Source organism: Phenylobacterium sp. (assembly GCF_031984885.1).
In the GTDB taxonomy this organism is placed as follows: Bacteria; Pseudomonadota; Alphaproteobacteria; order Caulobacterales; family Caulobacteraceae; genus Phenylobacterium.
Genome location: NZ_DAMABV010000011.1, coordinates 34705 through 61697 on the forward strand (window position 1 = coordinate 34705; position 26993 = coordinate 61697).

The 26993-nt window shown below is 70.1% G+C and carries 22 protein-coding genes; 16 read left to right on the forward strand and 6 right to left on the reverse strand.

The window, feature by feature from the left end:
- Nucleotides 1-34: 34 nt before the first annotated feature.
- Both RTL41_RS15805 and lptF read right to left on the reverse strand, forming a co-directional pair.
- Nucleotides 35-1138: an LptF/LptG family permease gene (locus RTL41_RS15805; RefSeq protein WP_312166025.1), complete on the reverse strand. Its 1104-nt coding sequence runs from the start codon at nt 1136-1138 to the stop codon at nt 35-37.
- Entirely contained in the window at nt 1135-2280 is a 1146-nt protein-coding gene (gene lptF / locus RTL41_RS15810; protein ID WP_312166026.1) for an LPS export ABC transporter permease LptF, read from the reverse strand. Before lptF ends, RTL41_RS15805 begins: the two co-directional genes overlap by 4 nt.
- A gap of 154 nt (nt 2281-2434) precedes the next feature.
- On the opposite strand from lptF, the gene RTL41_RS15815 reads away from it, so the two are divergent.
- The 14 genes from RTL41_RS15815 to RTL41_RS15880 all read left to right on the forward strand — a co-directional run bounded on the left by RTL41_RS15815 (nt 2435) and on the right by RTL41_RS15880 (nt 17154).
- Complete coding sequence (locus RTL41_RS15815) at nt 2435-3910, forward strand: leucyl aminopeptidase (protein WP_312166027.1); 1476 nt, start codon at nt 2435-2437, stop codon at nt 3908-3910.
- Nucleotides 3911-4075: 165 nt separating this feature from the next.
- Nucleotides 4076-4780, forward strand: coding sequence for a hypothetical protein (locus tag RTL41_RS15820; RefSeq protein WP_312166028.1), 705 nt, complete (start codon nt 4076-4078; stop codon nt 4778-4780).
- Nucleotides 4777-5235 (forward strand): DNA polymerase III subunit chi, encoded by a 459-nt coding sequence (locus RTL41_RS15825; protein WP_312166029.1) that lies wholly within the window; start codon nt 4777-4779, stop codon nt 5233-5235. The genes RTL41_RS15820 and RTL41_RS15825 overlap by 4 nt, the downstream gene beginning before the upstream one ends.
- Complete coding sequence (locus RTL41_RS15830) at nt 5232-5561, forward strand: peptidase inhibitor I78 (RefSeq protein WP_312166030.1); 330 nt, start codon at nt 5232-5234, stop codon at nt 5559-5561. The genes RTL41_RS15825 and RTL41_RS15830 overlap by 4 nt, the downstream gene beginning before the upstream one ends.
- Nucleotides 5562-5577: 16 nt before the next feature.
- Nucleotides 5578-6153 carry an NTP transferase domain-containing protein gene (locus tag RTL41_RS15835; protein WP_312166031.1) on the forward strand — a complete coding sequence of 192 codons (576 nt, stop codon included), beginning with the start codon at nt 5578-5580 and terminating at the stop codon, nt 6151-6153.
- Nucleotides 6154-6240: 87 nt separating this feature from the next.
- Nucleotides 6241-6819 (forward strand): ANTAR domain-containing protein, encoded by a 579-nt coding sequence (locus RTL41_RS15840; RefSeq protein WP_312166032.1) that lies wholly within the window; start codon nt 6241-6243, stop codon nt 6817-6819.
- The gene (locus RTL41_RS15845; protein WP_312166034.1) at nt 6816-7793 is read left to right on the forward strand and encodes a CmpA/NrtA family ABC transporter substrate-binding protein; all 978 of its coding nucleotides are present in this window, start codon (nt 6816-6818) and stop codon (nt 7791-7793) included. Before RTL41_RS15840 ends, RTL41_RS15845 begins: the two co-directional genes overlap by 4 nt.
- A gap of 221 nt (nt 7794-8014) precedes the next feature.
- A complete protein-coding gene (locus tag RTL41_RS15850; protein WP_312166035.1) occupies nt 8015-9232 on the forward strand; it encodes a nitrate/nitrite transporter in 1218 nt (405 codons plus the stop codon).
- A gap of 13 nt (nt 9233-9245) precedes the next feature.
- Nucleotides 9246-11702: a nitrite reductase large subunit NirB gene (gene nirB / locus RTL41_RS15855; RefSeq protein ID WP_312166036.1), complete on the forward strand. Its 2457-nt coding sequence runs from the start codon at nt 9246-9248 to the stop codon at nt 11700-11702.
- Nucleotides 11699-12037, forward strand: coding sequence for a nitrite reductase small subunit NirD (gene nirD, locus RTL41_RS15860; RefSeq protein WP_312166037.1), 339 nt, complete (start codon nt 11699-11701; stop codon nt 12035-12037). Before nirB ends, nirD begins: the two co-directional genes overlap by 4 nt.
- Nucleotides 12038-12041: 4 nt before the next feature.
- Nucleotides 12042-14696 carry a molybdopterin-dependent oxidoreductase gene (locus RTL41_RS15865; RefSeq protein WP_312166038.1) on the forward strand — a complete coding sequence of 885 codons (2655 nt, stop codon included), beginning with the start codon at nt 12042-12044 and terminating at the stop codon, nt 14694-14696.
- Complete coding sequence (gene cobA / locus RTL41_RS15870) at nt 14686-15453, forward strand: uroporphyrinogen-III C-methyltransferase (protein WP_312166039.1); 768 nt, start codon at nt 14686-14688, stop codon at nt 15451-15453. Before RTL41_RS15865 ends, cobA begins: the two co-directional genes overlap by 11 nt.
- Before the next feature lie 67 nt (nt 15454-15520).
- Entirely contained in the window at nt 15521-16489 is a 969-nt protein-coding gene (corA, locus tag RTL41_RS15875; protein ID WP_312166040.1) for a magnesium/cobalt transporter CorA, read from the forward strand.
- Between the two features lie 2 nt (nt 16490-16491).
- Complete coding sequence (locus RTL41_RS15880; RefSeq protein ID WP_312166042.1) at nt 16492-17154, forward strand: alpha/beta family hydrolase; 663 nt, start codon at nt 16492-16494, stop codon at nt 17152-17154.
- Here RTL41_RS15880 and RTL41_RS15885 read toward each other — a convergent pair.
- Together RTL41_RS15885 and RTL41_RS15890 are read right to left on the reverse strand one after the other, a co-directional pair.
- Nucleotides 17151-19016, reverse strand: a complete 1866-nt coding sequence (locus RTL41_RS15885) for a sulfatase-like hydrolase/transferase (protein WP_312166043.1) — start codon at nt 19014-19016, stop codon at nt 17151-17153. The genes RTL41_RS15880 and RTL41_RS15885 overlap by 4 nt on opposite strands.
- 54 nt (nt 19017-19070) lie before the next feature.
- On the reverse strand, nt 19071-20612 hold the full coding sequence (locus tag RTL41_RS15890) for a sulfatase (protein WP_312166044.1): 1542 nt from the start codon (nt 20610-20612) through the stop codon (nt 19071-19073).
- Between the two features lie 148 nt (nt 20613-20760).
- Here RTL41_RS15890 and RTL41_RS15895 point away from each other — a divergent pair, with 148 nt between their 5' ends.
- Nucleotides 20761-23181: a TonB-dependent receptor gene (locus RTL41_RS15895; RefSeq protein WP_312166045.1), complete on the forward strand. Its 2421-nt coding sequence runs from the start codon at nt 20761-20763 to the stop codon at nt 23179-23181.
- Between the two features lie 39 nt (nt 23182-23220).
- Here RTL41_RS15895 and RTL41_RS15900 read toward each other — a convergent pair whose 3' ends face one another.
- Nucleotides 23221-24132, reverse strand: a complete 912-nt coding sequence (locus tag RTL41_RS15900) for a formylglycine-generating enzyme family protein (protein ID WP_312166046.1) — start codon at nt 24130-24132, stop codon at nt 23221-23223.
- Nucleotides 24129-25151 carry a LacI family DNA-binding transcriptional regulator gene (locus RTL41_RS15905; RefSeq protein ID WP_312166047.1) on the reverse strand — a complete coding sequence of 341 codons (1023 nt, stop codon included), beginning with the start codon at nt 25149-25151 and terminating at the stop codon, nt 24129-24131. Before RTL41_RS15905 ends, RTL41_RS15900 begins: the two co-directional genes overlap by 4 nt.
- Nucleotides 25152-25330: 179 nt before the next feature.
- Here RTL41_RS15905 and RTL41_RS15910 point away from each other — a divergent pair, with 179 nt between their 5' ends.
- Complete coding sequence (locus RTL41_RS15910; RefSeq protein ID WP_312166049.1) at nt 25331-26986, forward strand: sulfatase; 1656 nt, start codon at nt 25331-25333, stop codon at nt 26984-26986.
- The last annotated feature ends 7 nt before the right edge of the window (nt 26987-26993 follow it).

A 26993-nucleotide genomic window follows, 5' to 3' on the forward strand; every position in this document is an offset into this window, starting at 1 on the left:
TAGAGCGTGATGCATAGCCGGTAAGCCCGGCGATTCAACCGTCTTCGGTGTAGCAGAGCAGCGCAAGGCCTGACAGCAGGGCTACGACCGGCGGCGCCCAGGCCGCCGCGAAGAGCGGGATGATGTCCGCGCCTGCGAGCGCGCCCGAGAACTCGTTGAAGAAAAACACGATGAAGCCGAGCCCGACCCCGGCCCCGGCCAGGCCCGCCAGGCCGCCCAGCCGCGCCAGTCGCAGCGAGAAGGCGGCGGCCAGGATGGACATGGCGGCGAACAGCACGGGCGTGGCCAGGAGCTGCTGGAAGCGCAGGCGATAGCCGCTGGCCGAGAAGCCGGCCTGTTCGGTGAGGCGGATGGCGGAGGGCAGGCGCCAGAACGCCACGGACTGGGGCGCGGCGAACCGTTCCATGGCCGATTCCGCGTCGAGCGTGGAGCGGATCGACAGCGAGTCGGAACGCACCGAGCTCTCGCCGGCGCTGGCCTCGCGGACGTTCCAGAGCTTCCAGTAGCCCGGATAGAGCTGGGCCTCGGCGGCCTCCAGCCGGCGCTTGAACTCGGGGCCGCCGCCGCGGTCCTTCTGATAGACGAAGACGGAGACGGCCTTCAGGCGCACGCGGCCCTGTTCGGTGTCGCGCTGCTTGGCGTGGATGACCATCTGGGTCCGCCCGTCGCCCTGGCGCAGCCAGACCTCCTTGGGCGCGTCGGTGAGATAGTTCTCCATCAGGTTGGCGCGGTCGGATTCGTACCGGGCGCTGAAGGCGGCGGCCAGGGGATTGAAGACCAGCACCACGGCCACGCCGATCAGGAAGGCGGCCCCGGCGGAGGGCAGGATGAAGCGCCAGGCCGACACGCCGGCGGCGCGCATGGCCACCAGTTCGGATCGGCGGTTCAGCCCGACGAAAGCGGCGATGCCGCCGAACAGGAATACGAACGGCAGCAGCAGCAACACCACCGACGGCGTCTGCAGCAGGGTGAGGCCGAACAGTTGGGCGACGCCGACGTCGGCGCGCACCGCCACCTCGCGCGAGAGATTGACGAAGGAGACCAGGATGATGACCGCCGAGATCACCGCCAGGGCGGCGCCGACGCCGGCCATGGTGCGCCCCATCACATAGCGTTCGAGCTTGCCCGCGCCGATCATGCGCTGGCCTCCGCATGACGGCTGATCCGGTGAGGTTTCAGGCGCATGTCGATGAAACGCGACACCTTTTCGCGGAATACGCCGCGCAGGCCCACATAGATCGCGGCGATGGGGACGACATACTGCAGGACGTTGAGCCAGGCGGCTTCCTCGGACGCCGCCTGGACGACGAAGCCGAGGATGCGGAAGCCGACGGCGACCGCGCTCATGATCGCGATGCGGCGGCCATAGCCCATGCGGCTGAACCCGCCGCCGATGATCGCGGCGAAGGCCAGCGCCATCAGCGCGATGTTGTAGAGCGGACTGGCGATGCGGTTATGGCCCTCGGCCAGCAGCTTCAGTTCGTTGCGCTTTTCCCAGTCCTGGGTGAGGTCGGGGAACAGCAGTTCGTGCAGGTAGCGGTCCGACGGCTTGAAGTGAATCATCTCGTCGGTGCGCATGAACGGCGACAGATCGTAGGGATAGTCGTCGAAGGTCAGGTAGTTGAGGACGTCGGCCTTGTCGAACTCCTGCATCGAGCCGCGGTGCATGGCCAGGACCGGCTTGCCGTTGCGCTTCTCCAGGCGGCCCTCGTCGGCGGTGTAGGTGGTGGCGCCGCCGGCGTTCTTCTCCTGGTGGATGAAGAGGTTGTGGATCAGGCCGGTGGCGTCCACCGACTGGGCGTAGACCGTCAGTCCCGGGGCCGGATTGGTGAACTCGCCCTCGCGGATCAGGGTGGAGGCCAGGTCGGTGCGCACCTCGAACAGGGTCTCGCGCATCTCGCGCGCGGCCAACGGCTGCAGCCACAGGTTCATGACCAGGGCCAGGATGGCGATCATCGAGGCCAGGCGCAGGGCGGGGGCGATCACGCGCCAACGGCTCATGCCGCCGGCGAAGCAGACGACGATCTCCTGCTCGGTGTGCAGCCGGTTCAGCGACACCAGGGCCGCGACGAACACGGCGATCGGCATCACCATGTTCAGTAGCTGCGGCATCGCCAGCAGGGTGACCTTGGCGAAGACGAGCGCGCTCTGCCGCTGTCCGACGATGAGATCGAGCGCCGAAAGGCTTTGCGAAAGCAGCGCGACAGCGGTCAGCGCGGCCGTGGCGAGCACGGTCGGTCCGAGGAGCTGGCGGAGCAGATAACGGTCGATCAGCAGCATGACAGAAAAGTAAGGTTCGACCGGGGATTTTGCGCGCCCTGGACGTGAACCTGCTCTAAATCATGCGTCGCCGCGTCATACAACCGCCGCAAGAGCGGCCAAGCTTGTTGTCACGATGGACGCGGGTCCAATTTCTATCTGGAGTTCGAGACTTATGGAGATCGAGTTCATCGCGGCCGGCGCCGCGCTTTCCGAGAAAAGCGCCCTGGCCTTGGTGGTGTTCGAGGACGCCGTTCTGGACGGCGCCGCCGGGCAGGCGGACGCCCAGGCGGACGGAGCCCTGGCGCGCGCCGCGACGGCCCAGCGCTTCACCGGCGCCAAGGGCCAGGTCCTGGACGTGCTGGGCGCCGCGGGCCCGGCCGCGCGCATCCTGCTGATCGGCGCCGGCAAGAAGGACGCCTTCGACGATCTGGCCGCCGAGCATGCGGCCGCCAGCGCCTACAACGCGGTGAAGAACTCCGGCCTGACCTCGCTGCGGATCGTGTTGCCGCAAGGCGGCTCGGCTCCGCGCGCCGCGCTGGGCGTGCGGCTGGCCTCGTATCGTTTCGATCGCTACCGGACCAAGGAGCCGGCCGACAAGAAGCCGTCGGTCGTCAAGACCCAGGTCGTGGCCGGCGACGCGGACCAGGCGCTCGCCGACTTCGCCCCGCTGGCCGATCTGGCCGATGCGATCGCCTTCGCCCGCGACCTGGTCTCCGAGCCGCCGAACGTCCTCTATCCGGAAGAGTTCGCGAGCCGCGTCAAGGCGCTGGAGAGCCTGGGCCTTGAGGTCGAGATCCTCGGCGAGGCCGAGATGGCCAAGCTCGGCATGGGTTCGCTGCTCGGCGTCGGCCAGGGCAGCGTCCGCGAGAGCCAGTTGGCGATCATCAAGTGGAACGGCGCGGCCGATCCCAAGGCCCAGCCCATCGCCTTCGTCGGCAAGGGCGTCTGCTTCGACACCGGCGGCATCTCGATCAAGCCGGCCGACGGCATGGAAGACATGAAGTGGGACATGGGCGGCGCCGGCGCCGTCGCCGGCCTCATGCACGTGCTGGCCGGGCGCAAGGCCAAGGTGAACGCTGTCGGCATTCTCGGCCTGGTCGAGAACATGCCCGACGGCAACGCCCAGCGTCCGGGCGACGTGGTCACCTCGATGTCGGGCCAGACCATCGAGATCATCAACACCGACGCCGAAGGCCGCCTCGTGCTGGCCGACGCCATCTGGTACTGCCAGGACCGCTTCAAGCCGAAGTTCATGGTCGACCTGGCGACGCTGACCGGGGCGATCATCATCAGCCTGGGCAACGACTATGCCGGCCTGTTCTCCAACAACGACGAGCTGTCGGGCAACCTGCTGGCGGCCTCGGGCGTCGAGGGCGAGCCGCTGTGGCGCATGCCGCTGCCGGCGCAGTACGACAAGAACATCGACTCGATGATCGCCGACATGAAGAACACCGGCGGGCGTCCGGGCGGGTCGATCACCGCGGCGCTGTTCATCCAGCGCTTCGTGAACAACGTGCCGTGGGCGCACCTCGACATCGCCTCGACCGCCTGGAAGAAGCCGTCCACCGTCCCGACCATCCCGGACGGCGCGACGGGCTTTGGCGTGCGCCTGCTGAACCGCATGGTCCAGGACAAGTACGAGGGCTGAGGGCGGCTTCGCGCCGATTGAGACGAGGTGTTCGCCGTATTCTGCGGGATCCGGCGTTCATGGGTCCCGGTCTTCGGCTGCGCCGAAACCGGGATGACATGGTTGCGCGTCCGGCACGGCTCAACGAACCCGCACGCGATCGACCATCTGAGCTAGAACACCTTCATGCGATTCATCCTGCTTCATAGCCCGCTGACGGGGCCGGCCGCCTGGGGACCGGTGGCGGCCGAGCTGGCGGCCCGCGGGATCGAGGCGACGCGACCGGTGCTTCCGCCCATGGCGGCGCTGGCCCGGCCCTACTACGAGAGCGCCGCGCAGGCGGTCGCCGCGCAGGTGCTGAGCCAGGGCGGCCCGTTCGTCCTGGCCGTCCACTCGGCGGCGGGCGGCCTGGCGCCGTCCGTCGTCGCGGCGGCCAGGGGGCAGGTGAGGGGCGTGCTGTACGTGGACGCGATCCCGCCGCATCCCGGCCGCTGCTGGTTCGAGACCGCGGGCGACGGCCTGGTCGCCAGCCTGAAGTCCAAGGCCCGGGACGGCATGATCCCGGCCTGGGACCAGTGGTTCCCCGCCGGCGCGCTGGAGAGCCTGCTGCCCGAAGGCCCGCTGCGCGATCGCTTCGTCGGCGAACTCGCGCCTACTCCGCTGGACTGGTTCGAGGAGGCCGCGCCGCTGACGGACTTGCCCAAGGATGTCGGCTGGGGCTTCCTGCGATTGTCGAAGGCCTACGAACGTGAGGCGGGCGAGGCGCGGCGGCTCGGGTGGCCGACCCTGCGACGAGACCTGCACCACCTGTCGATGGCCGCCCATCCGGTGGAGGTGGCGAGCGCCATGCTGGCCTTGACGCGGCTGTTGGGTTTGAAGGTGGGCGCTTGAGCGACGCACCCTGCGAGGTCTGGTTCTACCACCTGGAGCGGTCCGGGCTGGACCAGGTGCTGCCCGACCTGCTGGAGCGGACCCTGGGCCGCGGCTGGAAGGCGATCGTGCGGAGCCGCGAGCCCGAACGGATCGAGCACATGGATGGCTGGCTGTGGGCCTATCGGGACGACAGCTTCCTGCCGCACGGGACGGCGGACGAGCCGCAGAAGGCGCGCCAGCCGATCCTGCTGACCACCGCGATGGACAACCCGAACGCAGCCGACGTGCTGTTCGTCGTCGACGGCGCCGAGCCGGGGGACCTTGCCGGATACGCCCGATGCATGATCGTGTTCGACGGTCGCGACGAGGCTCAGCTCGCCGTGGCGCGCAGCCAGTGGAAGGCCGTGAAGGCCAAGGGCCATCCCGCCGTCTACTGGAAGCAGCAGGAGAGGGGTTGGGAGAAACAGGCATGAAGAAGATCATGGTTGTGGGCGCCGCGCTGATCGCGCTGTCGGCCTGCGCCGACAATCCGCCGGTTCCGCCGCCCGCCCCGCCGAATCCCGCGCCAACTCCGCCGCCGCCACCGCCCCCACCGCCGCGCGAACCCGACCAGTGCGGGGCCGCCGACGCGCAGAAGTATGTCGGGGGTCCGCGGACGGAAATCCCGGTGCCGGTGCTGCCCAACCTGCAGCGTGTGGCCTGCACGACCTGCCCGATGACGATGGATTTCAATCCGCGTCGGCTGAACTTCCTCTACGACGCCGCCACCGGCGTGGTGAAGGAGGTCAAGTGCGGCTGACGCCGCCCGCCGTGCGATGAGTTCGCGCCTGGGCGCCATGATCCTTGCCGGCGGCGCCTCGTCGCGCATGGGCGTCGACAAGGCCACGGTGCTCTGGCGCGGTCGCACGGCGGTCGAGCGGGTGGCGGCGCTGGCGACCGCGATCGGCGCCGAACCGGTGATCACGGTAGGCGCCGGCGACTATGGGCTGCCCCTGGTCCTGGACGAGCAGCCCCTGGGCGGGCCGGTCGGCGGCGTGCTGGCCGGCGCTACGGCCCTGCGGGCGGCGGGGTGCGCGCGGGCGCTGGTGCTGGCGGTCGACGCGCCGACGCTGCAGGCCGCCGACCTGGCGCCGCTGCTGGCGGCGGCGGGGCCCGGCGCGGCCTATGAAGGACTGCACCTCCCGATGGTCGTCGAGTTGGCCGCGATCCCCGCGGACGCCGCCGCGGGTTGGCCGTTGGGGCGGCTGGTCGAACGGGCGGGACTGTCGCGTCCCGCGTGCCCGCCGGAGGTCGCGACGCGAATCCGCGGCGCCAACACGCCAGGCGAGCGTGATGCGCTGCTGGCGAGCATGCCGCCCGACGATAATGCGGAAAATTCGGGCGCCGACTGACCGATCGTCGGGCGTTTCGAAGCCGTGAGCGCGGGCAGGGCGACTGGCGCCTGCGCAATGGGGCCGGCGCCCCCTTAGTCGGGCGGCATGCGCGTCCTCGTCATCGATCCTGATCCGGCCCGGGCCGCCCTCGTCGCCGAGGGCCTGGCCGGCGTCGAGCCGTTGGAGGTCCGGCACGCGACGGTGTTCGACGAGGCCGAGGCGGCGCGCTTCGAGCCTGACGTCGTGGTCGTCGCCGCCGACAGCCCCGACCGGGACACGCTGGAGAGCCTGCGCGAGACCAGCCTGGCCAATCCGCGGCCCGTGGTGATGTTCGTCGACCGCTCCGAACCTGGCCTGGCCGAGGAGGCGGTCCGCGCGGGCGTCGCGGCCTACATCGTCGATGGACTGGCGGTCGGGCGAGTGCGCGCCATCCTGGAGGTGGCCATGACCCGCTTCCAGTTGATGAACCAACTGCGGCAGGACCTGGAGCGGGCCAAGGCGGACCTGGCCTCGCGCAAGAGCGTCGAGCGGGCCAAGGCCTTGTTGATGAAGGAGCGCGGCCTCGAAGAGGACGCGGCCTACAAGCTGCTGCGAAAGCTCTCGATGGACACCGGCCGCCCCCTGGGGGCGGTGGCGGCGGACCTGCTGGCCTTTGCGGGCGTGCTGAAGGGAGACGGCTCATGAGCGAGGTCCTGCGGCTGGGCTTCGTGCCCCTGACCGACAGCGCGCCCCTGGTCGTGGCCAGGGAGCGGGGGTTCTTCGAGGCCCAGGGGCTGCAGGTGGAGCTCAGCCGCGAAGTGTCGTGGGCGACGATCCGCGACAAGGTCGCCGTGGGCGCTCTGGACGGCGCCCACATGCTGGCGCCGCTGGCCCTGGCCGCGACCCTGGGCGTGGGCAGCGAACCTACGGCGATGGTCGCGCCCGTGGCGCTGAATCTGAACGGGGCGGCGGTGACGCTGTCGGCGCGTCTCAGCGCTGCGACCGGCGAGGGGCAGGCGCTGGCCAAGCTGATCGCGCGGCGCCGGAAGGAGGGGGCGAGCCCGCTGACCTTCGCGGTCGTCTATCCGTACTCGGTGCACAATTACCTGCTGCGCGACTGGCTGGCGGCGGCGGGGGTCGATCCGGACCGGGACATCCGGCTGACCGTGGCCGCGCCCTCCCGCATGGCCGGGCTGCTGGCCGACGGGGTCATCGAGGGCTTCTGCGCCGGCGAGCCCTGGAACAGCGTCGCCGTATCTTCGGGCGCGGGGCGAGTGGCGGTGCGTGCGTCGCAGCTATGGGGGCGGGCCCCGGACAAGGTCCTGGGCGTGACCCAGGACTGGGCCGAGGCGAACGGCGAGGCGTTGGCCGGCCTGGTTCGCGCGCTGATCGGCGCGGCGGCGTGGTGCGACGCGCCCGAGCACCGCGCAGAGCTGGCCGGACTGCTGGCCGGGCGGCAGTATGTGGACGCGCCGCGGGCGGCCATCGCCGCCAGCCTGGACGACGTCATCTTTCACCGTGACGGGGCCAACGCGCCTCGACCGGCGCAGGCGGCCTGGCTGCTCGGCCAGATGGCGCGCTGGGGCCAGGTCGCGGCGGACGCCGAAACCTCGGGGGTGGCCGCGCAGGTCTATCGACTGGACCTCTATGAGGCCGCGCGGGCGGGCGAGAACGCCTAAAAAGCGGTCATGGCGCTTTTTGAGGCGCCAAGATTTTGCGCTGCAGCAATCGCGATCTGATCGCCTCTCGATTTGCAGGTGACGCAGCCGTCGGCCGGGTTTCTCCTGGTCTCGGCCTCAGGACAACGGCGTTCGCGGCCCTGGAACATGCCCGATGACGGGCTGATCCGCCTTCGGCGACGCCGCCGCTTCCGTTCATCCTGCACGGGGCCAATCCTGCCATGCTGAGCCGTTCGTTCCTCAAGTCGGGCCACACGCCGACCCTGCTCTCGGCCTTCCTCTATTTCGACCTCAGCTTCATGGTCTGGGTGATCCTGGGTCCGCTGGGGGTCGCCATCTCCAAGACCCTGCAACTCGACGCCGGCCAGAAAGGCCTGATGGTCGCCGTCCCGGTGCTGTCGGGCGCGATCCTGCGGCTGGTGGCCGGGGTGATGGTCGATCATATCGGTCCCAAGCGCACCGGCCTGATCGGCCAGGTGATCGTGATGGCGGGGCTGGCGCTCGCCTGGTTCCTGGGGATCAACAACTACAGCCAGGTGCTGATGCTGGGCGTGGTGCTGGGCGTCGCGGGCGCCTCGTTCGCCGTGGCCCTGCCGCTCGCCTCGCGCTGGTATCCGCCGGAGCACCAGGGCCTGGCCCTGGGTATCGCCGGGGCCGGCAATTCCGGCACCGCCCTGGCCGCGCTGTTCGCGCCGGGCCTGGCCCAGACCTTCGGCTGGACCAACGTCATCGGCCTGGCGGTGCTGCCGCTGGCGCTGGCCTTCGTCGTCTACCTGATCTTCGCCAAGGACGCGCCGAACCGTCCGGCGCCCAAGCCGCTGTCGGAATATCTGGGCGTGCTGCGCACCGCCGACGCCTGGTGGCTGATGCTGCTCTACAGCGTCACCTTCGGCGGCTTCGTCGGGCTGTCGTCGTCGCTGACCATCTACTTCAACTCGGAATACGGCCTGCCTGCGGTCACCGCCGGCTTCTTCACCGCCGCCTGCGTGTTCGCCGGATCGTTCGTCCGGCCGGTGGGCGGGGCGCTGGCCGACCGCTTTGGCGGGGTCCGCACCCTGACGATCGTCTACATGCTGGCCGCGGTCGGCCTGACCCTGGCCAGCTTCGAGGCCGCCAACCCCTACATCGCGCTGGGCGTGCTGATGTTCAGCATGATGGCGCTGGGGGCCGGCAACGGCGCGGTGTTCCAGTTGGCGCCGCAGCGGTTCGGCAAGGAGATCGGCGTGGTCACCGGCCTGGTCGGCATGACCGGCGGGATCGGCGGCTTCTACCTCGCCGCCAGCCTCGGCTGGGCCAAGCAGGCGACCGGCAGCTACCAGGCCGGCCTGCTGGCCTTCGCAGGCCTCGCCCTGCTGGCCCTGGCCTGCCTGACCGGGGTCAAGGCGCGCTGGCGCCAGACCTGGGGCGCGCAGGCCGCCGGCGCCCAGCTTCGCCTCTGATCGGGAGCTCAAGATGTCCAAGGAAAAGCTCGTCGTCATCGGCAACGGCATGGCCGGCTGCCGGGCGGTGCAGGAAGTGCTGAAGCGCGACCCGGACCGCTACGAGATCACCATCTTCGGCGCCGAGCCGCGGGTGAACTACGACCGGATCATGCTCTCGCCGGTGCTGGCCGGAGAGAAGACGTTCGCCGACATCGTCCTCAACGACGAGGCCTGGTACCGCGACAACGGCATCGCCCTGCACGCCGGCCATGCGGTGACGCAGATCGACCGCGAGGCGAAGGTCGTGCGCACCGCCTCCGGCCTGGCCGAGCCCTATGACCGGCTGCTGCTGGCCATGGGGTCGGACCCCGTGCGGCTGCCGCTGCCGGGGGCCGACCTGGAAGGCGTGGTCACCTTCCGCGACCTGGACGACGTCGAGGCGATGGTCGCCGCGGCGGCCAGGCCGGGCGCGCGGGCCGTGGTGATCGGCGGCGGGCTGCTGGGCATCGAGGCCGCCTATGGCCTGGTCCGGCGCGGGATGGCCGCCACGGTCATCCACCTGATGGACGTGCTGATGGAGCGCCAACTGGACGCCTCCGCCGGCTTCCTGCTGGTCGAGGCGATGGCACAGCGCGGCGTCGAGACCGTGCTGGGCGCCCAGTCCGAGGAGATCGTCGGCGAGGGCGGCAAGGTCGCGGGCCTGAAGCTGAAGGACGGCCGGGTGCTGCCTTGCGACATCCTGGTGATGGCGGTCGGCATTCGCCCGAACGTCGCCCTGGCGCGCGACTGCGGCCTGGAGATCGGCCGCGGCGTGGTCGTCGACGACGCCATGCGCACCTCCGATCCCGCGATCCTGGCGGTGGGCGAATGCGCCGAGCACCGGGGCCAGTGCTACGGCCTGGTCGCGCCGATCTGGGAGATGTGCAAGGCGCTGGGCGAGACCCTGACCCAGGGCGAGGGGGCTTACGAGGGCTCGGTGCTCTCGACCCGCCTGAAGGTGTCGGGCGTGGACGTGTTCTCGGCCGGGAAGTTCGGCGGCGGCGCGGACTGCGAGGACATCGTATTCCGCGACGCCGGCCGCGGGGTCTACAAGCGCGTGGTGCTGGAAAACGGCAAGGTCGCCGGCGCGGTGCTGTTCGGCGACGCCGTGGACGGGCCCTGGTACTTCGACCTGATGCGGTCGGGCGCCGAGGTGGCCGACATCCGCGAGACGCTGATCTTCGGCCAGACCGTCACGGAGGGCCTTCGAGGCCTGGACCCTAGCGCCGCCGTTGCGGCCATGGCCGACGAGGCCGAGGTCTGCGGCTGCAACGGCGTCTGCAAGGGGGAGATCACCGGCGCGATCACCGGGCAGGGGCTCTCGACCCTGGATTCGGTGCGGGCGGTCACCAAGGCCTCGGCCTCGTGCGGGTCCTGCACGCCGCTGGTCGAAAAGCTGCTGAAGCTCACCCTGGGCGACGGGTTCCAGGCGCAGACCGGTCCCAAGCCGGTGTGCGGCTGCACGCCCAAGGGCCACGACGAGGTGCGCCGGCGCATCGTCGCCGAGGGCCTGAAGTCGATCCCCGCCGCCATGCAGGGGTTGGAATGGACGACGCCGGACGGCTGCGCCGCCTGCCGGCCGGCGCTGAACTACTACCTGCTGTGCGCCTGGCCGGGGGAATACCGCGACGACAAGCAGTCGCGGTTCATCAACGAGCGCGCCCACGCCAACATCCAGAAGGACGGGACCTATTCGGTCGTGCCGCGGATGTGGGGCGGCATGACCAGCGCCGCCGAACTGCGCGCCATCGCCGACGTGGTCGAGAAGTTCGACGTGCCGGCGGTGAAGGTCACCGGCGGCCAGCGCATCGACCTGCTGGGGGTGAAGAAGGACGACCTGCCGGCGGTGTGGGCGGACCTGAACGCGGCGGGGATGGTCAGCGGCCACGCCTACGCCAAGGGCCTGCGCACCGTGAAGACCTGCGTCGGGTCGGAGTGGTGCCGGTTCGGGACCCAGGATTCCACCGGCCTGGGCGTGCGGCTGGAGAAGTTCATGTGGGGTTCGTGGGCGCCGGCCAAGGTCAAGCTGGGCGTCTCGGGCTGTCCGCGCAACTGCGCCGAGGCCACCTGCAAGGACATCGGCGTGATCTGCGTCGACAGCGGCTACGAGATCCATGTCGGCGGCGCCGCGGGCCTGCACATCCAGGGCACGGAGATCCTCACCAAGGTCGCCACCGAGGACGAGGCGGTCTGGGCGATCTGCGCGGTGACCCAGCTCTATCGCGAGAACGGCTGGTACCTCGAGCGGATCTACAAGTGGATGGCCCGCGTCGGCCTGGAGAGCATCAGGGCCCAGGTCGAGGACCCGGAGACCCGCAGGGCGCTCTACGACCGCTTCTCCTACTCGCAGCGTTTCTCGCGCATCGACCCCTGGGCCGAGCGCGTCGCCGGGCGCCACGCCGAAGAGTTCAACCCGCTTAGCCGCCGTATGGAGTTCGCGCCGTCATGAACGCGCTGGTGAAAGACCCGATCGCCTGGACCGACGTCGGGGCGGTGACCGACATCCCGCTGCGCGGCGCCCGCCGGGTTCCGACCTCGGACGGCGACATCGCCATCTTCCGGACCGGGGACGGCAAGGTGTTCGCGCTGAAGGACGCCTGCCCGCACAAGGGCGGGCCGCTCAGCCAGGGCATCGTCCACGGTCATGCGGTGGCCTGTCCACTGCACAACTGGTCGATCGACCTGGCCAGCGGCGAGCCGATGGGCGCCGACCGCGGCAAGGGCTGCACGCCGGTCGTGCCGCTGGAAGTGCGCGACGGGCGCCTGCTGCTGGGACGGAGCTGAAGCCATGACCGGGGGCGCGGTTCGCACGGCTTGCCCCTATTGCGGCGTCGGCTGCGGCGTCGCCGGCCGGCCCGAGGGGCGGGCGCTGGAGGTCGCGGGCGACCCGGCGCACCCGTCGAACTTCGGGCGGCTGTGCTCCAAGGGCTCGGCCCTGGGCGCGACGGTCGGGCTGGAGGGGCGCCTGCTGACGCCGATGATCGGCCGGCGGGCGGCGAGCTGGAGCGAGGCCACGGCCCTGGTCGCCAGGCGCTTTCGCGAGACGATCGCGCGGCATGGGCCGGACTCGGTGGCCTTCTACGTCTCGGGCCAGTTGCTGACCGAGGACTACTACGTCGCCAACAAGCTGATGAAGGGCTTCATCGGCTCAGGCAACATCGACACCAATTCGCGGCTCTGCATGGCCTCTGCGGTCGTGGCTCACAAGCAGGCGTTCGGCGCCGACCTGGTGCCCGGCTGCTATGAGGACCTCGACCTGGCCGACCTGGTGGTGTTCTCGGGGCACAACGCGGCCTGGACCCATCCGGTGCTGTTCCGGCGGATGGAGCAGGCGCGGGCGCGCGGCCAGCGGCACGTGGTCATCGACCCGCGCCGCACCGACACGGCCGAGGTCGCGGACCTGCACCTGGCGCTGGCGCCGCAGACCGACGTGCGGCTGTGGAACGGGCTGCTGGCCGACCTCGACCGGCGCGGGGCGCTGGATGCGGACTATGTCGCCGCCCACGTCTCCGGCTTCGCCGAGGTGAAGGCGGCGCTGGCGCGGCACGACCAGTCACCGGCCGCGGTGGCCGCCGACTGCGGCCTGGCCGTGGCCGACCTGGAGCGGTTCTTCGACTGGTTCGCGCAGACCGCGCGCACGGTCAGCCTGTTCTCGATGGGCGCCAACCAGTCGGTCCAGGGCGTGGCCAAGGGGCTGTCGATCATCAACGCCCATCTGGCCACCGGCCGCATCGGCAAGCCCGGCGCCTGCCCGTTCTCGATCACCGGCCAGCCGAACGCCATGGGCGGGCGCGAGACCGGCGGCATGGCCACGACCCTGGCCGGCCATATGGACTTCGACGACGTCTCGCGCGCCCGCGTGGCGCGGTTCTGGGGCGCGCAGGACGTCGCCCCGCGCCCGGGCCTGAAGGCGATCGAGATGTTCGACGCCGTCGCCGAGGGCAGGATCAAGGCGCTGTGGGTGATGGCGACCAATCCGGCGGTCAGCCTGCCCGATGCGGACAAGGTGCGCGCGGCGCTGGCGGCGTGCCCGTTCGTGGTGGTCTCCGACTGCATGGCGCAGACCGACACCGCCGCCTTCGCCCACGTGAAGCTGCCGGCACTGGCCTGGGGCGAGAAGGACGGCACGGTCACCAATTCGGAGCGCCGCATCTCGCGCCAGCGGCGGCTGTTCGACCCGCCGGGCGAGGCGCGGGCCGACTGGCGGATCATCGCCGACGTGGCCGGCGCCATGGGCTGGCGCGAGGCCTTCGACTGGCGCGCGCCCGCCCAGGTGTTCCGCGAATGGGCGCGGCTGACCAATTACGAGAACCAGGACCGGATGCTCTCGCTGGGGCCGCTGGCGGGGCTGACGCCGGAGGCCTACGAGGCCCTGGAGCCGGTGCAATGGCCGGTGACGGCGGCCGGCGGCACGGCGCGGCTGTTCGAGGACGGCGTCTTCCAGACCCCGGACGGACGGGCGCGGATGGTGGTCGCCGAAGCCAAGGGGCCGGCCCAGGCCGCCGACCCGTCGTTTCCGCTGGCGCTCAACACCGGCCGTGTGCGCGACCACTGGCACACCCTGACGCGCACGGGCCTGGCGCCCGACCTCTGCCGCCACGCGCCCGAGCCCTATGTCGAGGTGCATCCGGCCGACGCCGAGCATCTGGGCGTGGTCGACGGCGCGCTGGCCCGCGTCCGCACCGCCCAGGGCGAGGCCGTCGCCCTGGCCAAGGTCACCGACCGTCAGCGGCCCGGCGCGATCTTCATGCCGATGCACTGGACGCAGGCGTTCGCCCCCAGCGGCCGGGCCAACCGGCTGGTCGCCGCGCGCGTGGACCCGCAGTCGGGACAGCCGGAGTTCAAGCACACCCCCGCGCGGCTGCGGCCCTATCGCGAGACCTGGCGCGGCTTCTTCATCGCGCGCGAGGCGTGGTCCGCGCCCAGCGGCCTGGACCTGGTCTGGCGGCGCATCCCGCAGCACGGCTGCCACCTGCACGAATTCGCCGGCCGTGGCGACGAGGCCGAGCGCGAGGCCCTGCGCCGGGCGCTTTGCAAGGGCGCCGCCGGAGAGCCGCTGCGGTTCGAGGACGCCGCCGCCGGCAGCCTGCGCGAAGCCTATCTGGCCGGCGAGGCGCTGGACCGGGTGCTGTTCACCGCCACGCGCGGCGCGCTGCCGCCGCGGGACTGGCTGGCGGAGCTGTTTGCGCGAGACGCCTTGGGCGCTCTCGACCGCGCCGCCCTGCTGATCGGCCGGGCGCCGGGCCGCGTCGTGGAAAGCGCGCCGCTGGTCTGCGCCTGCCGCGGGGTGCGGGCCGACAGGATCGGGGCTGCGATAGCGGCCGGCGCCGCCACCGTCGACGCCGTCAGCGACGCCACGGGCGCGGGCTCGTCCTGCGGCTCCTGCCGCCCGGAAATCGCGCGGATCATCGCCCAAACCAAGGAGGTGCGGCATGCTGCCTGAAGTTCGACCTGGCCGGGTGCTTCTGGTCGGCGCCGGCCCCGGCGCCGCCGACCTGCTGACCCTCCGCGCCGCCCGCGCGGTGGGCGAGGCCCAAGCGCTGCTCTACGACGCCCTGGTCCCGCAGGAAATCCTGGACATGGCGCCGGCCCATTGCCTGAAGATCCAGACCGGCAAGCGGGCCGGGCGGACCAGCATGGCCCAGGCGACGATCAACCGGCTGATGGTGCGCCTGGCGCGGCGCGGCCTGGATGTGGTGCGGCTGAAGGGCGGCGATCCGTCGGTGTTCGGCCGGGTCGGCGAGGAGATGGATGCGCTGCGGGCGGCGGGGATCGAAGCGCAGGTGATCCCCGGCGTCACCGCCGCCGCCGCGGCCGCCGCCCAGTTCGGCTTTCCGCTGACCCACCGCGGCCAGGCCCGGCGCGTGGTGCTGACCACGGCGCGGCTGGACCAGGGCGGCCTGGCGCAGGACTGGCGGGCGGCGGCCGATCCGGAGGCCACCCTGGCGATCTATATGGGCGGGGCGGCGGCCGGGGCGATCCGCGACCAACTGCTGGCGGCCGGACGGCCAGCGACGACGCCGGTCCTGGCGGTCGAGAACGCCGGGCGCGCCGACGCGCGGCTGTTCACCGGAACCTTGGACGGGCTGGCCGAGACCGTTCCGAGCGATCTCGACGGCCCGGTGCTGATCGTCGTGGGCGAGGTCGCCGCGCGGGCTGCGGTGCGGGCGCCGGCCCTGCTGACCGAGCTCGCCAGCTAGCCGGCTTGGCCCGAGCGGCGGAGCAGGCGCACACTGGCGCCGATTCCCGTTGTTCGTGGTGAGCCCGATGAGCGTCATTGCCGCCTATGTGTATGGCGAGGGCCGCCGGGTGCGGGGGATCGACCTGCACGATCCCGGCAGCCTGTATATCGAGCCGGGACAGTTCGCCTGGATCGGCCTGTTCGAGCCGACCGAGGACGAGCTCGACATCCTGAAGCGGCGCTTCGACCTGCATCCCCTGGCGGTCGAGGACGCCCTGAAGTCGAACCAGTTGCCGAAGGTCGACGTCTATGGCGACCAGTTGTTCGTGGTGGCGCGCACCGCGCACCTGGAGGGCGAGAAGATCGGCTATGGCGAAACCGACATCTTCGTCGGCGCGAACCACATCATCACGGTCCGCCACGGATCGGCGCGGGCGCACCTGGAACTGCGCGAACACCTGGAAGCCGCCCCCGCCCAGTTGAAGCACGGCGTCGACTACATCCTGCACGCGGTGCTCGACTTCATCGTCGACGGCTACTTCCCCATCGTCGATGCGATCGAGGAAGAGGTGCTGGCCATGGAGCGCTACGCCCTCGACGCCTTTCTCAGCCGCGCGGAGGTGCTGCGGATCTTCGGGCTGCGCCGCGAGCTGATGCGCTTCAAGCGGGTGCTGGGGCCGATGGAGGAGGTCGCCAGCCGGCTGGAGCACCATGAGATGCCCTGCGTCGACCTGGAGGTGCGGCCGTACTTCCGCGACGTCTACGATCATGTCCGGCGGGTGGCCTCGCTGGTGGAGTCGCTGCGCGACGTGCTGTCGTCGGTGTTCGAAGCCAGCAGCCTGATGGAGCAGCAGCGGCAGGGGGCGATCACCCGGCGCCTGGCCGCCTGGGCCGCGATCCTGGCCGTGCCGACCGCGATCGCCGGAATCTACGGCATGAACTTCGAGGTCATGCCCGAACTGAAGTGGCGCTACGGCTATCTGATGGTCATGGTCGTCATCCTGGCGATCTGCCTGTTCCTCTACACCCGCTTCAAGCGGTCCAAGTGGCTGTAGCCATGGATTCCGTCGTCGTTCCGCTGGACGCCGGGCGCAGCGTCTCCGGGCTCTGGATCCGGCCGGAGGGCGCGAGCGCGGCGCTTGTCCTGGCTCACGGCGCCGGCGCCGGCATGGGGCACAGGTCGATGACCGCCATCGCCGAGGGCCTGGCCGCCCGCGGCGTCGCCACCTTGCGCTACAACTTCCTCTACATGGAGCGCGGCTCGAAGCGTCCCGACGGCCCGGCCTTGGCCCACGAGGTCGTCAGGGCCGCCGTGGCGACGGCCGGGAGGCTGGCGGCGGATCTGCCCCTGTTCGCGGGCGGCCGCTCGTTCGGCGGACGCATGACCTCGCAGGCGCAGGCGGCGCAGGCTCTGCCGGGCGTGCGCGGGCTGGTGTTCTTCGCCTTTCCCCTGCACCCGCCGGGCAAGCCCGGCGTCGAGCGGGCCGAGCACTTGGCGCAGGTCGAGGTTCCGATGCTGTTCCTGCAGGGGACGAACGACGAATTCGCCCGGCTGGACCTGCTGCGCGAGACGGTTACGGGGCTGGGCCCGCGGGCCAGCCTGAGGCTCGCGGAATTCGCCGACCATTCGTTCCACGCTCCGGCCAGGAGCGGCCGCAAGGACCCCGAAGTGCTGGCCGAGATCCTGGACGACTGCACGGCCTGGATGGCCGCGAACTAGGTTCGGCCGGGCATCGGAAAGACCGGATAGGCCGGGGTGTATTCGCCCTTGAGGACCGCGCTCATATAGCGACCGGCGTTGCGCAGGTACTCCTGCTGGCCGGCGGCCGCGCGCTCGAAGGTGGGCAGGGCGGGGCGCGCGGCTTCGCCCAGGGCGGTGAGGGCGTTGAGCGCCTGGAGCTTCACCTGCCAGGGCTGGTCGCCGTCGGCGAGGTCCGTCAGGACGGCCAGTGCGTCATCGACGTCGCCCAGCCCGGCGACCGTCTCGGCCGCGACGACGCGAACCTGGGGCGAGGCGTCATCCGTCATCGCCTTGCGCAGCGCCGCCTTGGCCGGAGCGGCGTGGGAGCCCAGGATCAGCAGCCCTGTCGTGGCCCAGTAGCGGGCGACCGCGTACGGATCTCCCAGCGCGGCCTGAAGGGCGGCCAGGTTGGCCGGGCGGCCTTTGGCGGCGGCTTCGGCCAGGGCCATGATCCTTGGCAGGGCGTAGGCGCCCGAGCGGCTGGCCTCGTAGCCTTCGAGGGCCGCCCCTTCGGGGATGAAGCCGTTGTCGACGACGGCCAGCATGTGGCGGTCGAGCGCGGTTCGCAGCGCGCCCAGCGCCTGCTGCGCCGCCGGATCGTCGATCAGGTTGCGGACCTGGTCGCGATCGCTGGCGAGGTCGTAGAGCTCCTCATACGGCTTGGTCTCGAAGAAGCGCCGCTGGTCGGCGTTGAGCGTTCCGGCCCGCCAGGCGCTTTCCCAGTCCTGATACCCCTTGGCCAGCCATTCGAAGGCGCCGTGCATGCCCCAGGGGCGATGGGGCATGTAGTTGCGGATGTAGCGCCAGCGGCCGTCGGTGACCGTGCGCACGAAGTCGTAGCGCTCGTCCATGCGGCCGCGCATGCCGAAGGCGTAGGTCTTGGCGGGCCTGGCCCTGGTCCCCAGGAAGGCGGCCCCCTGCATGTGGGACGCGGCCGGCAGGCCCGCGAGCGAGAGCAGGGTAGGGGCGAGGTCGATGAAGCTGACCGGCGCCTGGACCTGCGTCCCCGGCTTGTGGGGGCAAAGGTGCGCCCACTTGGGCGGCAGGCGGACGACCAGGGCGCAGCGCAGGCCCTCGTCGTAGCAGTAGCGCTTGCTGCGCGGCAGCGAGCCGCCGTTGTCGGAATAGTAGAAGACGATGGTGTCGTCGGCGAGGCCGTCGGCCTCCAGTTCGGCCAGGCGTTCGGCGAGCTGGCCGTCCATCTTCTCGATCAGATTGTAGTAGTTGGCGATGTCGCCGCGGACGCCCGGGGTGTCGGGCAGGTAGGCCGGAACCCGCACTTGGTCGGGCCGAACCCGCCCGGGCGGCGGGGCGAGGAACAGCCGCGACTCGTGGGTGGTCTCGTAGTTGAAGACGGCCATGAACGGCTTGCCGGCCGGGCGGCTGCGCCAGTGCGCCTTGGTGCCCGACTCGTCCCAGATCCTGGCCGGGTCGACGTCGGAATTGTAGTCGGTCTTGGCGTTGTTGATGCAGTGGTAGCCGGCCGCGCGCAGGAGCTCGGGATAGGTCTTCACCTGGCTGGGCAGGGCGGCGCGGGCGCGCATGTGCTCGGCCGGGGCGCAGGATTCCGGATAGACGCCGGTCAGGATCCCGAAGCGCGACGGCGCGCAGACCGGAGCATTGGAATAGGCGTTGCGATAGAGCACGCCCGTGGCGGCCAGGGCGTCGATGGTCGGGGTGTGGGCCAGCGGGTCGCCATAGGCTCCGATCAGCGGATTGTTGTCCTCGCTGACCAGCCACAGGATGTTGGGCAGGCCGGGCGGAGCCTTGGCCTGGGCGGTTCCAGCGGCGGCGGTCGCGGCGACGGCGGCCACGGCGCTGCGTCTGGTGATGGCGGCCATATGCTCCTCCACGAATCCCTGTGAACGTTGTCTAGGCTGCGGCGGCTCGCGCGCCTACTGGGCGGCGGGTTCGGCCAGGGCCTTGCCGTAGGATTCGAACCGCGCGGTGCGATTGTCGCGGTCGTAGAGGATGAAGGCCGGGCCGCGGGGCTCGACGGTTTCGGCCGGCAGCAGCGCCCGCATCCTGGCGACGACGGCGGCGTGCCTGGGATCCCCGGCCAGGTTCCGCAACTCCTTGGGATCGGCGGCCATGTCGTAGAGCGAGACGCCAAGGCGCCCGTTCTCCCATTCGGTATAGCGCCAGCGATCGGTCCGCACGGTGCGGCCGCCCTGCACCTGGGAGTAGGCCGGGCGGTTCCAGGCCCTGCGCGGCGCATCCAGCAGGGGCCGTAGGCTGGCGCCCTCCAGGTCGCGCTTGGCCGGCAGGCCGGTCAGGTCGACCAGGGTCGGGTAGAGGTCGAGCAGTTCCACCGGGCGCGGCGAGGCCTTTCCGCCGCCGCGCGTTCCGGGCGCGCGGATGATCAGCGGCGTGCGGAGCGACTGCTCCCAAAGCGTGTTCTTCTGCCACTGGCCGTGTTCGCCGAGCTGGTAGCCGTGATCGCTCATGAACACGACGACGGTGTTGTCCTTCAGGCCGAGCCGGTCCAGCGCGTCGAGGATCTGGCCGACCTGGGCGTCCATGAACGTGGTCGAGGCGTAGTAGGCCTGCATCATCTTGCGGCGCTCGGCCTCGGGCGCGCCGAGGTTGGCGGGCCAGATGTTGGAGGTGACCAGCGGCCGCACGGGATCGTGCTCCGGCGGGGTCGGCTCCAGGCGGATCTTGTCCAGCGGGTAGAGATCGAAATAGGCCTTGGGCGCCACGTCCGGGACGTGCGGGCGATAGAAGCCGGCCGCGATGAAGAACGGGCCGTCCTTGTGCTGCTCCAGCAGCTTCACGGTCTCGGCGGCGGTGATGCCGTCGGTCTGCTCGGAGTCGGGGCCCTCGTCCTCCAGATAGGCCCAGGCTGCGCCATAGGGGATGCCCGGGCTCATGTTCACCAGGCGGCCCTCGAGCTCGGCCGCCTTGTCGCGGCCGCGCGGATTGACGACCTGGGTCCACGAGACCGTGTCGTCCGGGCCGCTGGTCCCGATGTCGTTGGGGACGCCCTGGTGGAAGATCTTTCCGACGCGGCCGGCGAAGTAGCCCTGCTGGCGGAAGTACTGGGGCAGGGTGACGACGTCGGGCAGGGCGACCCGGAAATTGGTCTTCAGGTCGAAGACGCGGGTTTCGTTGGGCCGGCGGCTGGTGAGGAACGAAGCCCGGCTTTGGGCGCATTGCGGGAACTGGGTGTAGGCGCGCTCGAACAGCACGCCCTCGCTGGCCAGCCGATCGAGATTGGGCGTCTTCACCTCGGGAAAGCCATAGCCGCCGAACCGCGCGCCCAGGTCGTCGCTCATGATCAGCAGCACGTTCATCGGACGCTCGGCGCTCGGGGCCCCGCGGGCGGCCGGCGCCGAGGGCTGGGCGGCGAGCGCGGCTGATCCCGCGCCCAGGGAGAAGGCGGTCGCGAGCGCGATCAACGGCGTCCGGGCGGCGAGGCGGAAGGTGGTCGGCATGGAACTCCCCTGACGCGACGATGACGCGGCGGTCGCGTCCTAGCGGCTTGACAACGATTACATCAGCGGCGGATAGACAACGTTGTCAAGAACGGTCGCGACGCAAATGGCGTCAGCGGCCGCGTCGCAGCCTCAAAGGGGGAACGCCATGAACAGGGATCTCACGGACCATCTTGCGCGCGGCCGGATGGCCGCATTGTTGGCCGGCGCGGCGCTTTGCGCGCTGGCGTCGGCGGCCTCGGCCCAGGCCGCGGACACGACCGAGGTCGAGGAAGTTCTGGTCACCGCCCAGAAGCGGACCGAGCGCCTGATCGACGTGCCGGTGGCGGTCTCGGCCGTCAGCGGCGACACGCTGGCCGCCAAGAACATCAACGACACTGCGTCCCTGGTGCGGACCGTGCCCTCGCTGACCTTCCAGCAGGCGGGAACGGCCAATAGCTCCTTCCGCATCCGCGGGATCGGCACGTCGCTGTTCGGGCAAGGGGTCGAGCCGTCGGTTTCGTTCGTCGTCGACGGCGTGGTGCTGGCGCGTCCGGCCCAGAGCCTGACCGACTTCGCCGACCTGGAACGGATCGAGGTGCTGCGGGGGCCGCAGGGCACGCTGTTCGGCAAGAACGCGACGGCCGGCGTCGTGCAGATGATCACCGCCAGGCCGCGCCATGAGTTCGGCGGCAGCGCCGACCTGACGATCGCCTCGCACGAGGAATACCGGGTGAAGGGCAGCGTCACCGGCCCGATCACCGACAATCTCGCCGGCCGGATCTCGGCCTACTACAACGACATCGGCGGCTACATCACCAACGTCCGCACCGGCGCCGACGAGGGCGGCTATGAGAGCTTCGGCGTCCGCGGCAAGCTCGAGTGGGATCCGAGCGACGAACTGAACCTGCTGCTGACCGCCGACTACCGGATGTTCGTCGGCACCGTCGGGCGGCCGATCCTGGTCTCGACGCCCAATCCGACGCTCGCCCAACTGATCGGCCCGGTCGTCGCCTCGCCCGGCAACCGCTCCATCGTGTCCGACGTCGAGACCCTCTCCAAGACCAACCAAGCGATGGTCTCGCTGGAGGCGAACTACGACCTGGGCTGGGGCACGCTGACGGCGCTCAGCGCCTACCAGCAGTACAACGAACACGGCCAGATCGACGTCGACGGGCTCTATACGCCGCAGCCGATCTATCTGGGCCCGCAGCCCAGCAACACGAACTCGCGGTTCAGCATCAACGACGGCCCGATCGACATCGGCAACTTCAGCCAGGAGATCCGCGTCGCCAACAATCCCGGCCAACGGCTGACCTATGTGGCCGGGCTCTACTATTCGAACGTGCTGATCCACCGCGACTTCAAGCGCGCGATCGACACCTGCGCCGGGACCGGCCTGGTGCTCGGCCAGCCCTGCGCCACCTACGTCACGCGCTCGGGCTATCACAGCGCCAAGCTGAAGAGCGAGCACATCTCGGCCTTCGGCCAGGCCGAGTTCGAGCTGGTCGAGAACCTGAAGCTGATCGCCGGCGGACGCCTGCAACGCGAAGAGGTGACGGTGCGGGGCAATCGGCCCGGCCTGCCGCTCAAGCCGGGCGATCTCAACCTCCAGGGCCCGACCGGGACTTGGTCGGTAGGCTCGCGCACCCACGACGACACGGCCCTGACCGGCAAGGTCGGCCTGCAGTACCGGTTCAGCCCCGATCTGCAGACCTATGCGACCTATTCCCGGGGCTACAAGGGCCTGGGCCTCAGCACCGAGTTGACCGACGACTTCGTCAACGGCCCGCCGGTGATGCCCGAGCACGTCGACGCCTACGAGGCGGGCCTGAAGGGGCGGCTGCCGGAAGCGCGGCTGAACTTCAGCCTGGCGGTCTTCTACGCCAAGTACACGGACCTGCAGATCCAGGCGAACCGCTCGGACCCGACCACCGGCGTGATCCAGTACGTGCAGACCAACGCCGGCTCCTCGACCACCAAGGGCGTCGAACTGGAAGGCGACTGGCGGCCGAGCGAGAACTTCTCGATCACCGGCTCGGTGACCTACACCAAGGCCTCGATCGACGTGGACGGCCTGAATTGCCCGCTGCAGTTCCAGTTGAACGCGCCGGTGCTGACCGGGGATTTCCCGACCAACGCCTGCTATCGCGCGCGCCTGCCCAACGCGGCCGGCGTGCTGGTCACCTCCAACCCGGTCCAGGACATCCGCGGCGGCAGCCTGCCCAGCACGCCGGAATGGCGGCTGAGCCTCTCGCCCCGCTACGAGCGTGAGATCGGCGCCACCGACTGGTCGGGCTTCGTGCAGGTCGACGTGAACTACCAGTCCGAGCAGCAGTTCGCGGTCGAGCAGGACCCGCTGCTGGTCCAGGACGCCTATACGCTGGTCAACCTGACCATCGGCGCGCGCAACCTGGCCAACGGCCTCAGCGTCAGCCTCTTCGCGCGCAACCTGTTCGACGAGAATTACTTCACCAACATGGCCCACGTCGGGACCCTGGGCAGCCCGCAGTTCCCCAACGACGTGACCGCCTACATCCCGCGCGACGCCGAACGCATCGTCGGGATCACGCTGGGCGCGAAGTTCTAGTTCCCCAACTGGCGGGCTCCCCGCGGGGGCCCGCCGCCTTTAGTCACGCACGACGCACCGGAAGCCGATATGGCTGGTGGAGCTGTCGATCGCCTGCGGATGCCGCGCCGCCGGCCGATAGCGCTGGCAGTAGGATTCGGCGCATAGGTGGGAGCCGCCCTTGATAACCTTCCTGGGAATCGTGACCTCGGGCATGGCCGGATCATAGCTCGCCTCCAGGGTTCCCCCCTTCGGCGCGCAGCAAGGACTTGCGGGAAGGTCGCCGGCGTCGGCGTACCAGTCGCTGGTCCACTCCCAGACATTGCCGATCATGTCGGACAGCCCGTAGCCATTGGCCGGGAACGATCCCACCGGCGAGGTCCGCTCCCAGCCGTCGAGCTGCAGGTTGCGCCAGGGAAATTCGCCCTGCCAGTAGTTGGCCAGCATGGCGCCGCCGGGCGCGAGCTCATCGCCCCAGGCGAACTCCGTGGCCTGGCCGCCCCGCGCGGCGAACTCCCATTCGGCTTCCGTGGGCAACGACTTGCCGGCCCATTCGGCGTAGGCGAGGGCGTCTTCATAGGCGACATGGACCACGGGATGATCGTCCAGCGCCATGGGGCCGGGGCGTCCCAGCGGGCGGCGCCAGAATGCCCCGAACTTGAACTCCCACCATTGACTGGGATCGCCGGTCCATACCGGTCCCGCGGTCGGCCGAAAGACCAGGGAGCCGGCCCGGGCCATCTCCGGCGGCATGCCGGGATAGTCCTTCGGGTCGGGCGCGATCTCGGCCAGGGTGCGATGGCCGGTGGCGCGGACGAAAGCGGCGAACTGGCGGTTGGTCACCGGCGTCTCGTCGATCCAGAACGGGTCGACACGCACCCGGCGCAGGGGGCGTTCCTCGGGATAGAAACGCTCCGAGCCCATCACGAACTCGCCGCCGTCCAGGCGGCGCATGCCGCGCGGGGCGCTCACGACGCGGCCCGCTGCGCGGTCGAGCCGCGCTCGATCAGCTCGAAGTCGAGCAGGACGTGGTGCGGCGGCTGGCCGTCGTCGGGCTCGAGCAGCAGGTCCACGGCGGTTGCGGCCATCTCCCGCAGCGGCCGGCGAATGGTCGTCAGTTCGGGCCAGACCAGCTTGGCGTAGGGCATGTCGTCGAAGCCGGCGACCGAGAGGTCCTCGGGCACGCGAAGCCCCAGGCGCGCGGCTGCGACCATGACGCCGAGCGCCATGCCGTCATTGGCCGCGAAGATCGCGGTGGGCCGAACGGCGCCGTTCAGCAGTTGGCGGGCGGCGGCCTCGCCGCTCTTGAAGCTGAAGTCGCCGTCCGCCTCCAGGTCGGGACGAAGCGGGATCCCAGCCTTCTCCAGGGCTGCGCGGTAGCCCACGCGCCGATAGGCCGAGGCGCGCCGCTCGCCGCCCGAGATGAAGCCGATGTCGCGGTGCCCCAGCGCGATGAGCCGGGCGGTCATCTGTTCGGCGGCCAGCTTGTCGTCGAGGCCGACGCTCGAAGCGACCGGATCGCCGCCGTCCGGCGAGATCAGGGCGTAGCGCAGGCCGCGTTCGCGCAGCGCTTCCAGAAGGTGAGGATGGAACGAGAGCGGCGGCAGCACGATGACGCCGTCCACGCGCGCGTTGTGGAGACGACTCGCCACCTCGCTTTCCGAACCCGGCACGACCTCCTCGACGATCAACTGGTAGCCGGCTTCGCGGCAGCGGCGGATCGCGCCGGTCTGCGCCCGCGCGAAGTTGTCGAGACCGCCGCCGCCGAACAGCATGGCCATCAGGTAGGAGCGTTTGCTGGCGAGCTGACGCGCCGAGATGTTCGGGGCGTAGTTCAGCATGGCCATGGCCTTGTGGACCGCCTCGCGGCGTTCGGCCGTGACGCTGGCCTCGTTGTTCACGACGCGGGCCACGGTCTTGAACGAGACCCCGGCCAGCTTGGCGACCTCCTTGATGGTCGGTCTGCGAGCGGGCGGTGAAGTCTGGCTCATGAGTCTCTTGTCGGCTGCCTTCGGGTCCTGAGTATTCGAGCTTTCGATCATTGCCCAGGCCATGGCGCGCCACAGGCGCTGTTGACGACCTCATAGGCGCGAAGTCCACAACAAATTGACAACGTTGTCGTGAGCGCGGCATACGAAGGCGCTCGCAACAAGCCATGGGACAATCGCGCATGATCTCCGCCTTCGCCCGTACGGGAGCCGCGGCCCTGGCTGCGGTCTCGATTCCTCTTGCGGCGCAGGCCGCGCCGGCGAAGCCCGCAGCCGCGCCCTACAATATCGTCTTCATCCTGGTCGACGACCTGCGGTTCGACGCCATGGGATTCCTCACCCCGGGCCTGAAGACCCCCAATATCGACGCCCTGGCCCAGAACGGCGTCTATTTCCCCAACGCCGTGGTGACCTCCTCGCTGTGCTCGCCCAGCCGGGCGACGATCCTGACCGGCCAGACCACGCGCAACCATCGCATCGTCGACAACAACAACGCCTCGGAAGAGGGGCTGACCTTCTTCCCCAAGTACCTGCAGGAGGCCGGCTACCAGACCGCCTTCTTCGGCAAATGGCACATGGGGCAGGCCTCCGACGGACCTCGGCCCGGCTTCGATCACTGGGTCAGCTTCAAGGGGCAGGGAACCTACTTCCCCACCGACGGCCTGACGCCGCAGGAGGTGGCCGAGGGCAAGCGGCAGACCCTGAACGTCGACGGCAAGACCGTGGCGCAGACCAGCTACATCACCGACGAACTGACCGACTATGAACTGAAGTGGCTGGACGAGGGGCGCGACAAGACCAAGCCGTTCTTCATCTACATGTCCCACAAGGCGGTGCATTCCGACGCCAAGCCCGCGCCGCGGCACGCCGGGCAGTACGGCGACCTGGACATCAGGATGCCGGCCAGCATGGCCGATACCCCGGAGAACAGGCGCGGCAAGCCCATGTGGGTGCAGAACCAGCGCAATAGCTGGCATGGCGCCGACTTCGCCTATCACTCCGATCGGGACCTGAAGGAATATTTCCGCGACTACTACCGCACGCTCAGCGCCGTGGACGACAGCGTCGGGCGCACGCTCGACTACCTGCGCAAGCACGACCTGGAGAAGAACACCCTGGTGGTGTTCATGAGCGACAACGGCTTCCTGATGGGCGAGCACGGGCTGATCGACAAGCGCAACGCCTATGAGCCGTCGGTCAAGGTGCCGATGGTGGCCTTCGCGCCCGGCCTGCTGCCCAAGGGCGTGGTCAACGAGACGCGGGTGCGCAACCTGGACCTGGCGCCGACCTTCCTCGACGTGGCCGGGGTCAAGCCGCCGCCGCAGTTCGAGGGGCGCAGCGTGCTGCCGGTGGCGACCGGCAAGGTCGCGGCCAGGGACTGGGTCGAGGACGACTTCGTCTACGAATACTACTGGGAATGGACGTTCCCGCAGACCCCGACGACCTTCGCCATCGAGCATGGGCCGATGAAGTACATCCAGTACCACGGGATCTGGGACCTGGAGGAGCTGTACGATCTCTCCAAGGATCCCGGCGAGATGACCAACCTGATCGACGAGCCCGCCTATCTCGACGCCAAGATCGATCTGCGCCGCCGGCTGTATGCGCAGTTGTCGAACGACAAGGGCGAGCATGTCGTGCCCTACACCCAGCGCTACAGTTCGGGCCTGGTGCTGCGCGACAAGGATGGCGCCAAGGCCGCCGAGTTCCCGCCGCAATGGATGACCACGCCCAACCGGCCGGACCGCATGAACGGCGTCTATCCCGACAGCCCGGAAAAGGCGGCCGCCGATCGCGCGGGACAAGCCTATCAGTGGCGACCGCCCGCCAGTCGCTGACCGGGGA

Excerpts from the sequence above, each read along its gene's own strand:
- RTL41_RS15805 (WP_312166025.1), bottom strand. The coding sequence starts at position 1,138 with ATGATCGGCGCGGGCAAGCTCGAACGCTATGTGATGGGGCGCACCATG.
- lptF (WP_312166026.1), bottom strand. The coding sequence starts at position 2,280 with ATGCTGCTGATCGACCGTTATCTGCTCCGCCAGCTCCTCGGACCGACC.
- RTL41_RS15815 (WP_312166027.1), top strand. The coding sequence starts at position 2,435 with ATGGAGATCGAGTTCATCGCGGCCGGCGCCGCGCTTTCCGAGAAAAGC.
- RTL41_RS15820 (WP_312166028.1), top strand. The coding sequence starts at position 4,076 with ATGCGATTCATCCTGCTTCATAGCCCGCTGACGGGGCCGGCCGCCTGG.
- RTL41_RS15830 (WP_312166030.1), top strand. The coding sequence starts at position 5,232 with ATGAAGAAGATCATGGTTGTGGGCGCCGCGCTGATCGCGCTGTCGGCC.
- RTL41_RS15835 (WP_312166031.1), top strand. The coding sequence starts at position 5,578 with ATGAGTTCGCGCCTGGGCGCCATGATCCTTGCCGGCGGCGCCTCGTCG.
- RTL41_RS15840 (WP_312166032.1), top strand. The coding sequence starts at position 6,241 with ATGCGCGTCCTCGTCATCGATCCTGATCCGGCCCGGGCCGCCCTCGTC.
- RTL41_RS15845 (WP_312166034.1), top strand. The coding sequence starts at position 6,816 with ATGAGCGAGGTCCTGCGGCTGGGCTTCGTGCCCCTGACCGACAGCGCG.
- RTL41_RS15850 (WP_312166035.1), top strand. The coding sequence starts at position 8,015 with ATGCTGAGCCGTTCGTTCCTCAAGTCGGGCCACACGCCGACCCTGCTC.
- nirB (WP_312166036.1), top strand. The coding sequence starts at position 9,246 with ATGTCCAAGGAAAAGCTCGTCGTCATCGGCAACGGCATGGCCGGCTGC.
- nirD (WP_312166037.1), top strand. The coding sequence starts at position 11,699 with ATGAACGCGCTGGTGAAAGACCCGATCGCCTGGACCGACGTCGGGGCG.
- RTL41_RS15865 (WP_312166038.1), top strand. The coding sequence starts at position 12,042 with ATGACCGGGGGCGCGGTTCGCACGGCTTGCCCCTATTGCGGCGTCGGC.
- cobA (WP_312166039.1), top strand. The coding sequence starts at position 14,686 with ATGCTGCCTGAAGTTCGACCTGGCCGGGTGCTTCTGGTCGGCGCCGGC.
- corA (WP_312166040.1), top strand. The coding sequence starts at position 15,521 with ATGAGCGTCATTGCCGCCTATGTGTATGGCGAGGGCCGCCGGGTGCGG.
- RTL41_RS15880 (WP_312166042.1), top strand. The coding sequence starts at position 16,492 with ATGGATTCCGTCGTCGTTCCGCTGGACGCCGGGCGCAGCGTCTCCGGG.
- RTL41_RS15885 (WP_312166043.1), bottom strand. The coding sequence starts at position 19,016 with ATGGCCGCCATCACCAGACGCAGCGCCGTGGCCGCCGTCGCCGCGACC.
- RTL41_RS15890 (WP_312166044.1), bottom strand. The coding sequence starts at position 20,612 with ATGCCGACCACCTTCCGCCTCGCCGCCCGGACGCCGTTGATCGCGCTC.
- RTL41_RS15895 (WP_312166045.1), top strand. The coding sequence starts at position 20,761 with ATGAACAGGGATCTCACGGACCATCTTGCGCGCGGCCGGATGGCCGCA.
- RTL41_RS15905 (WP_312166047.1), bottom strand. The coding sequence starts at position 25,151 with ATGAGCCAGACTTCACCGCCCGCTCGCAGACCGACCATCAAGGAGGTC.
- RTL41_RS15910 (WP_312166049.1), top strand. The coding sequence starts at position 25,331 with ATGATCTCCGCCTTCGCCCGTACGGGAGCCGCGGCCCTGGCTGCGGTC.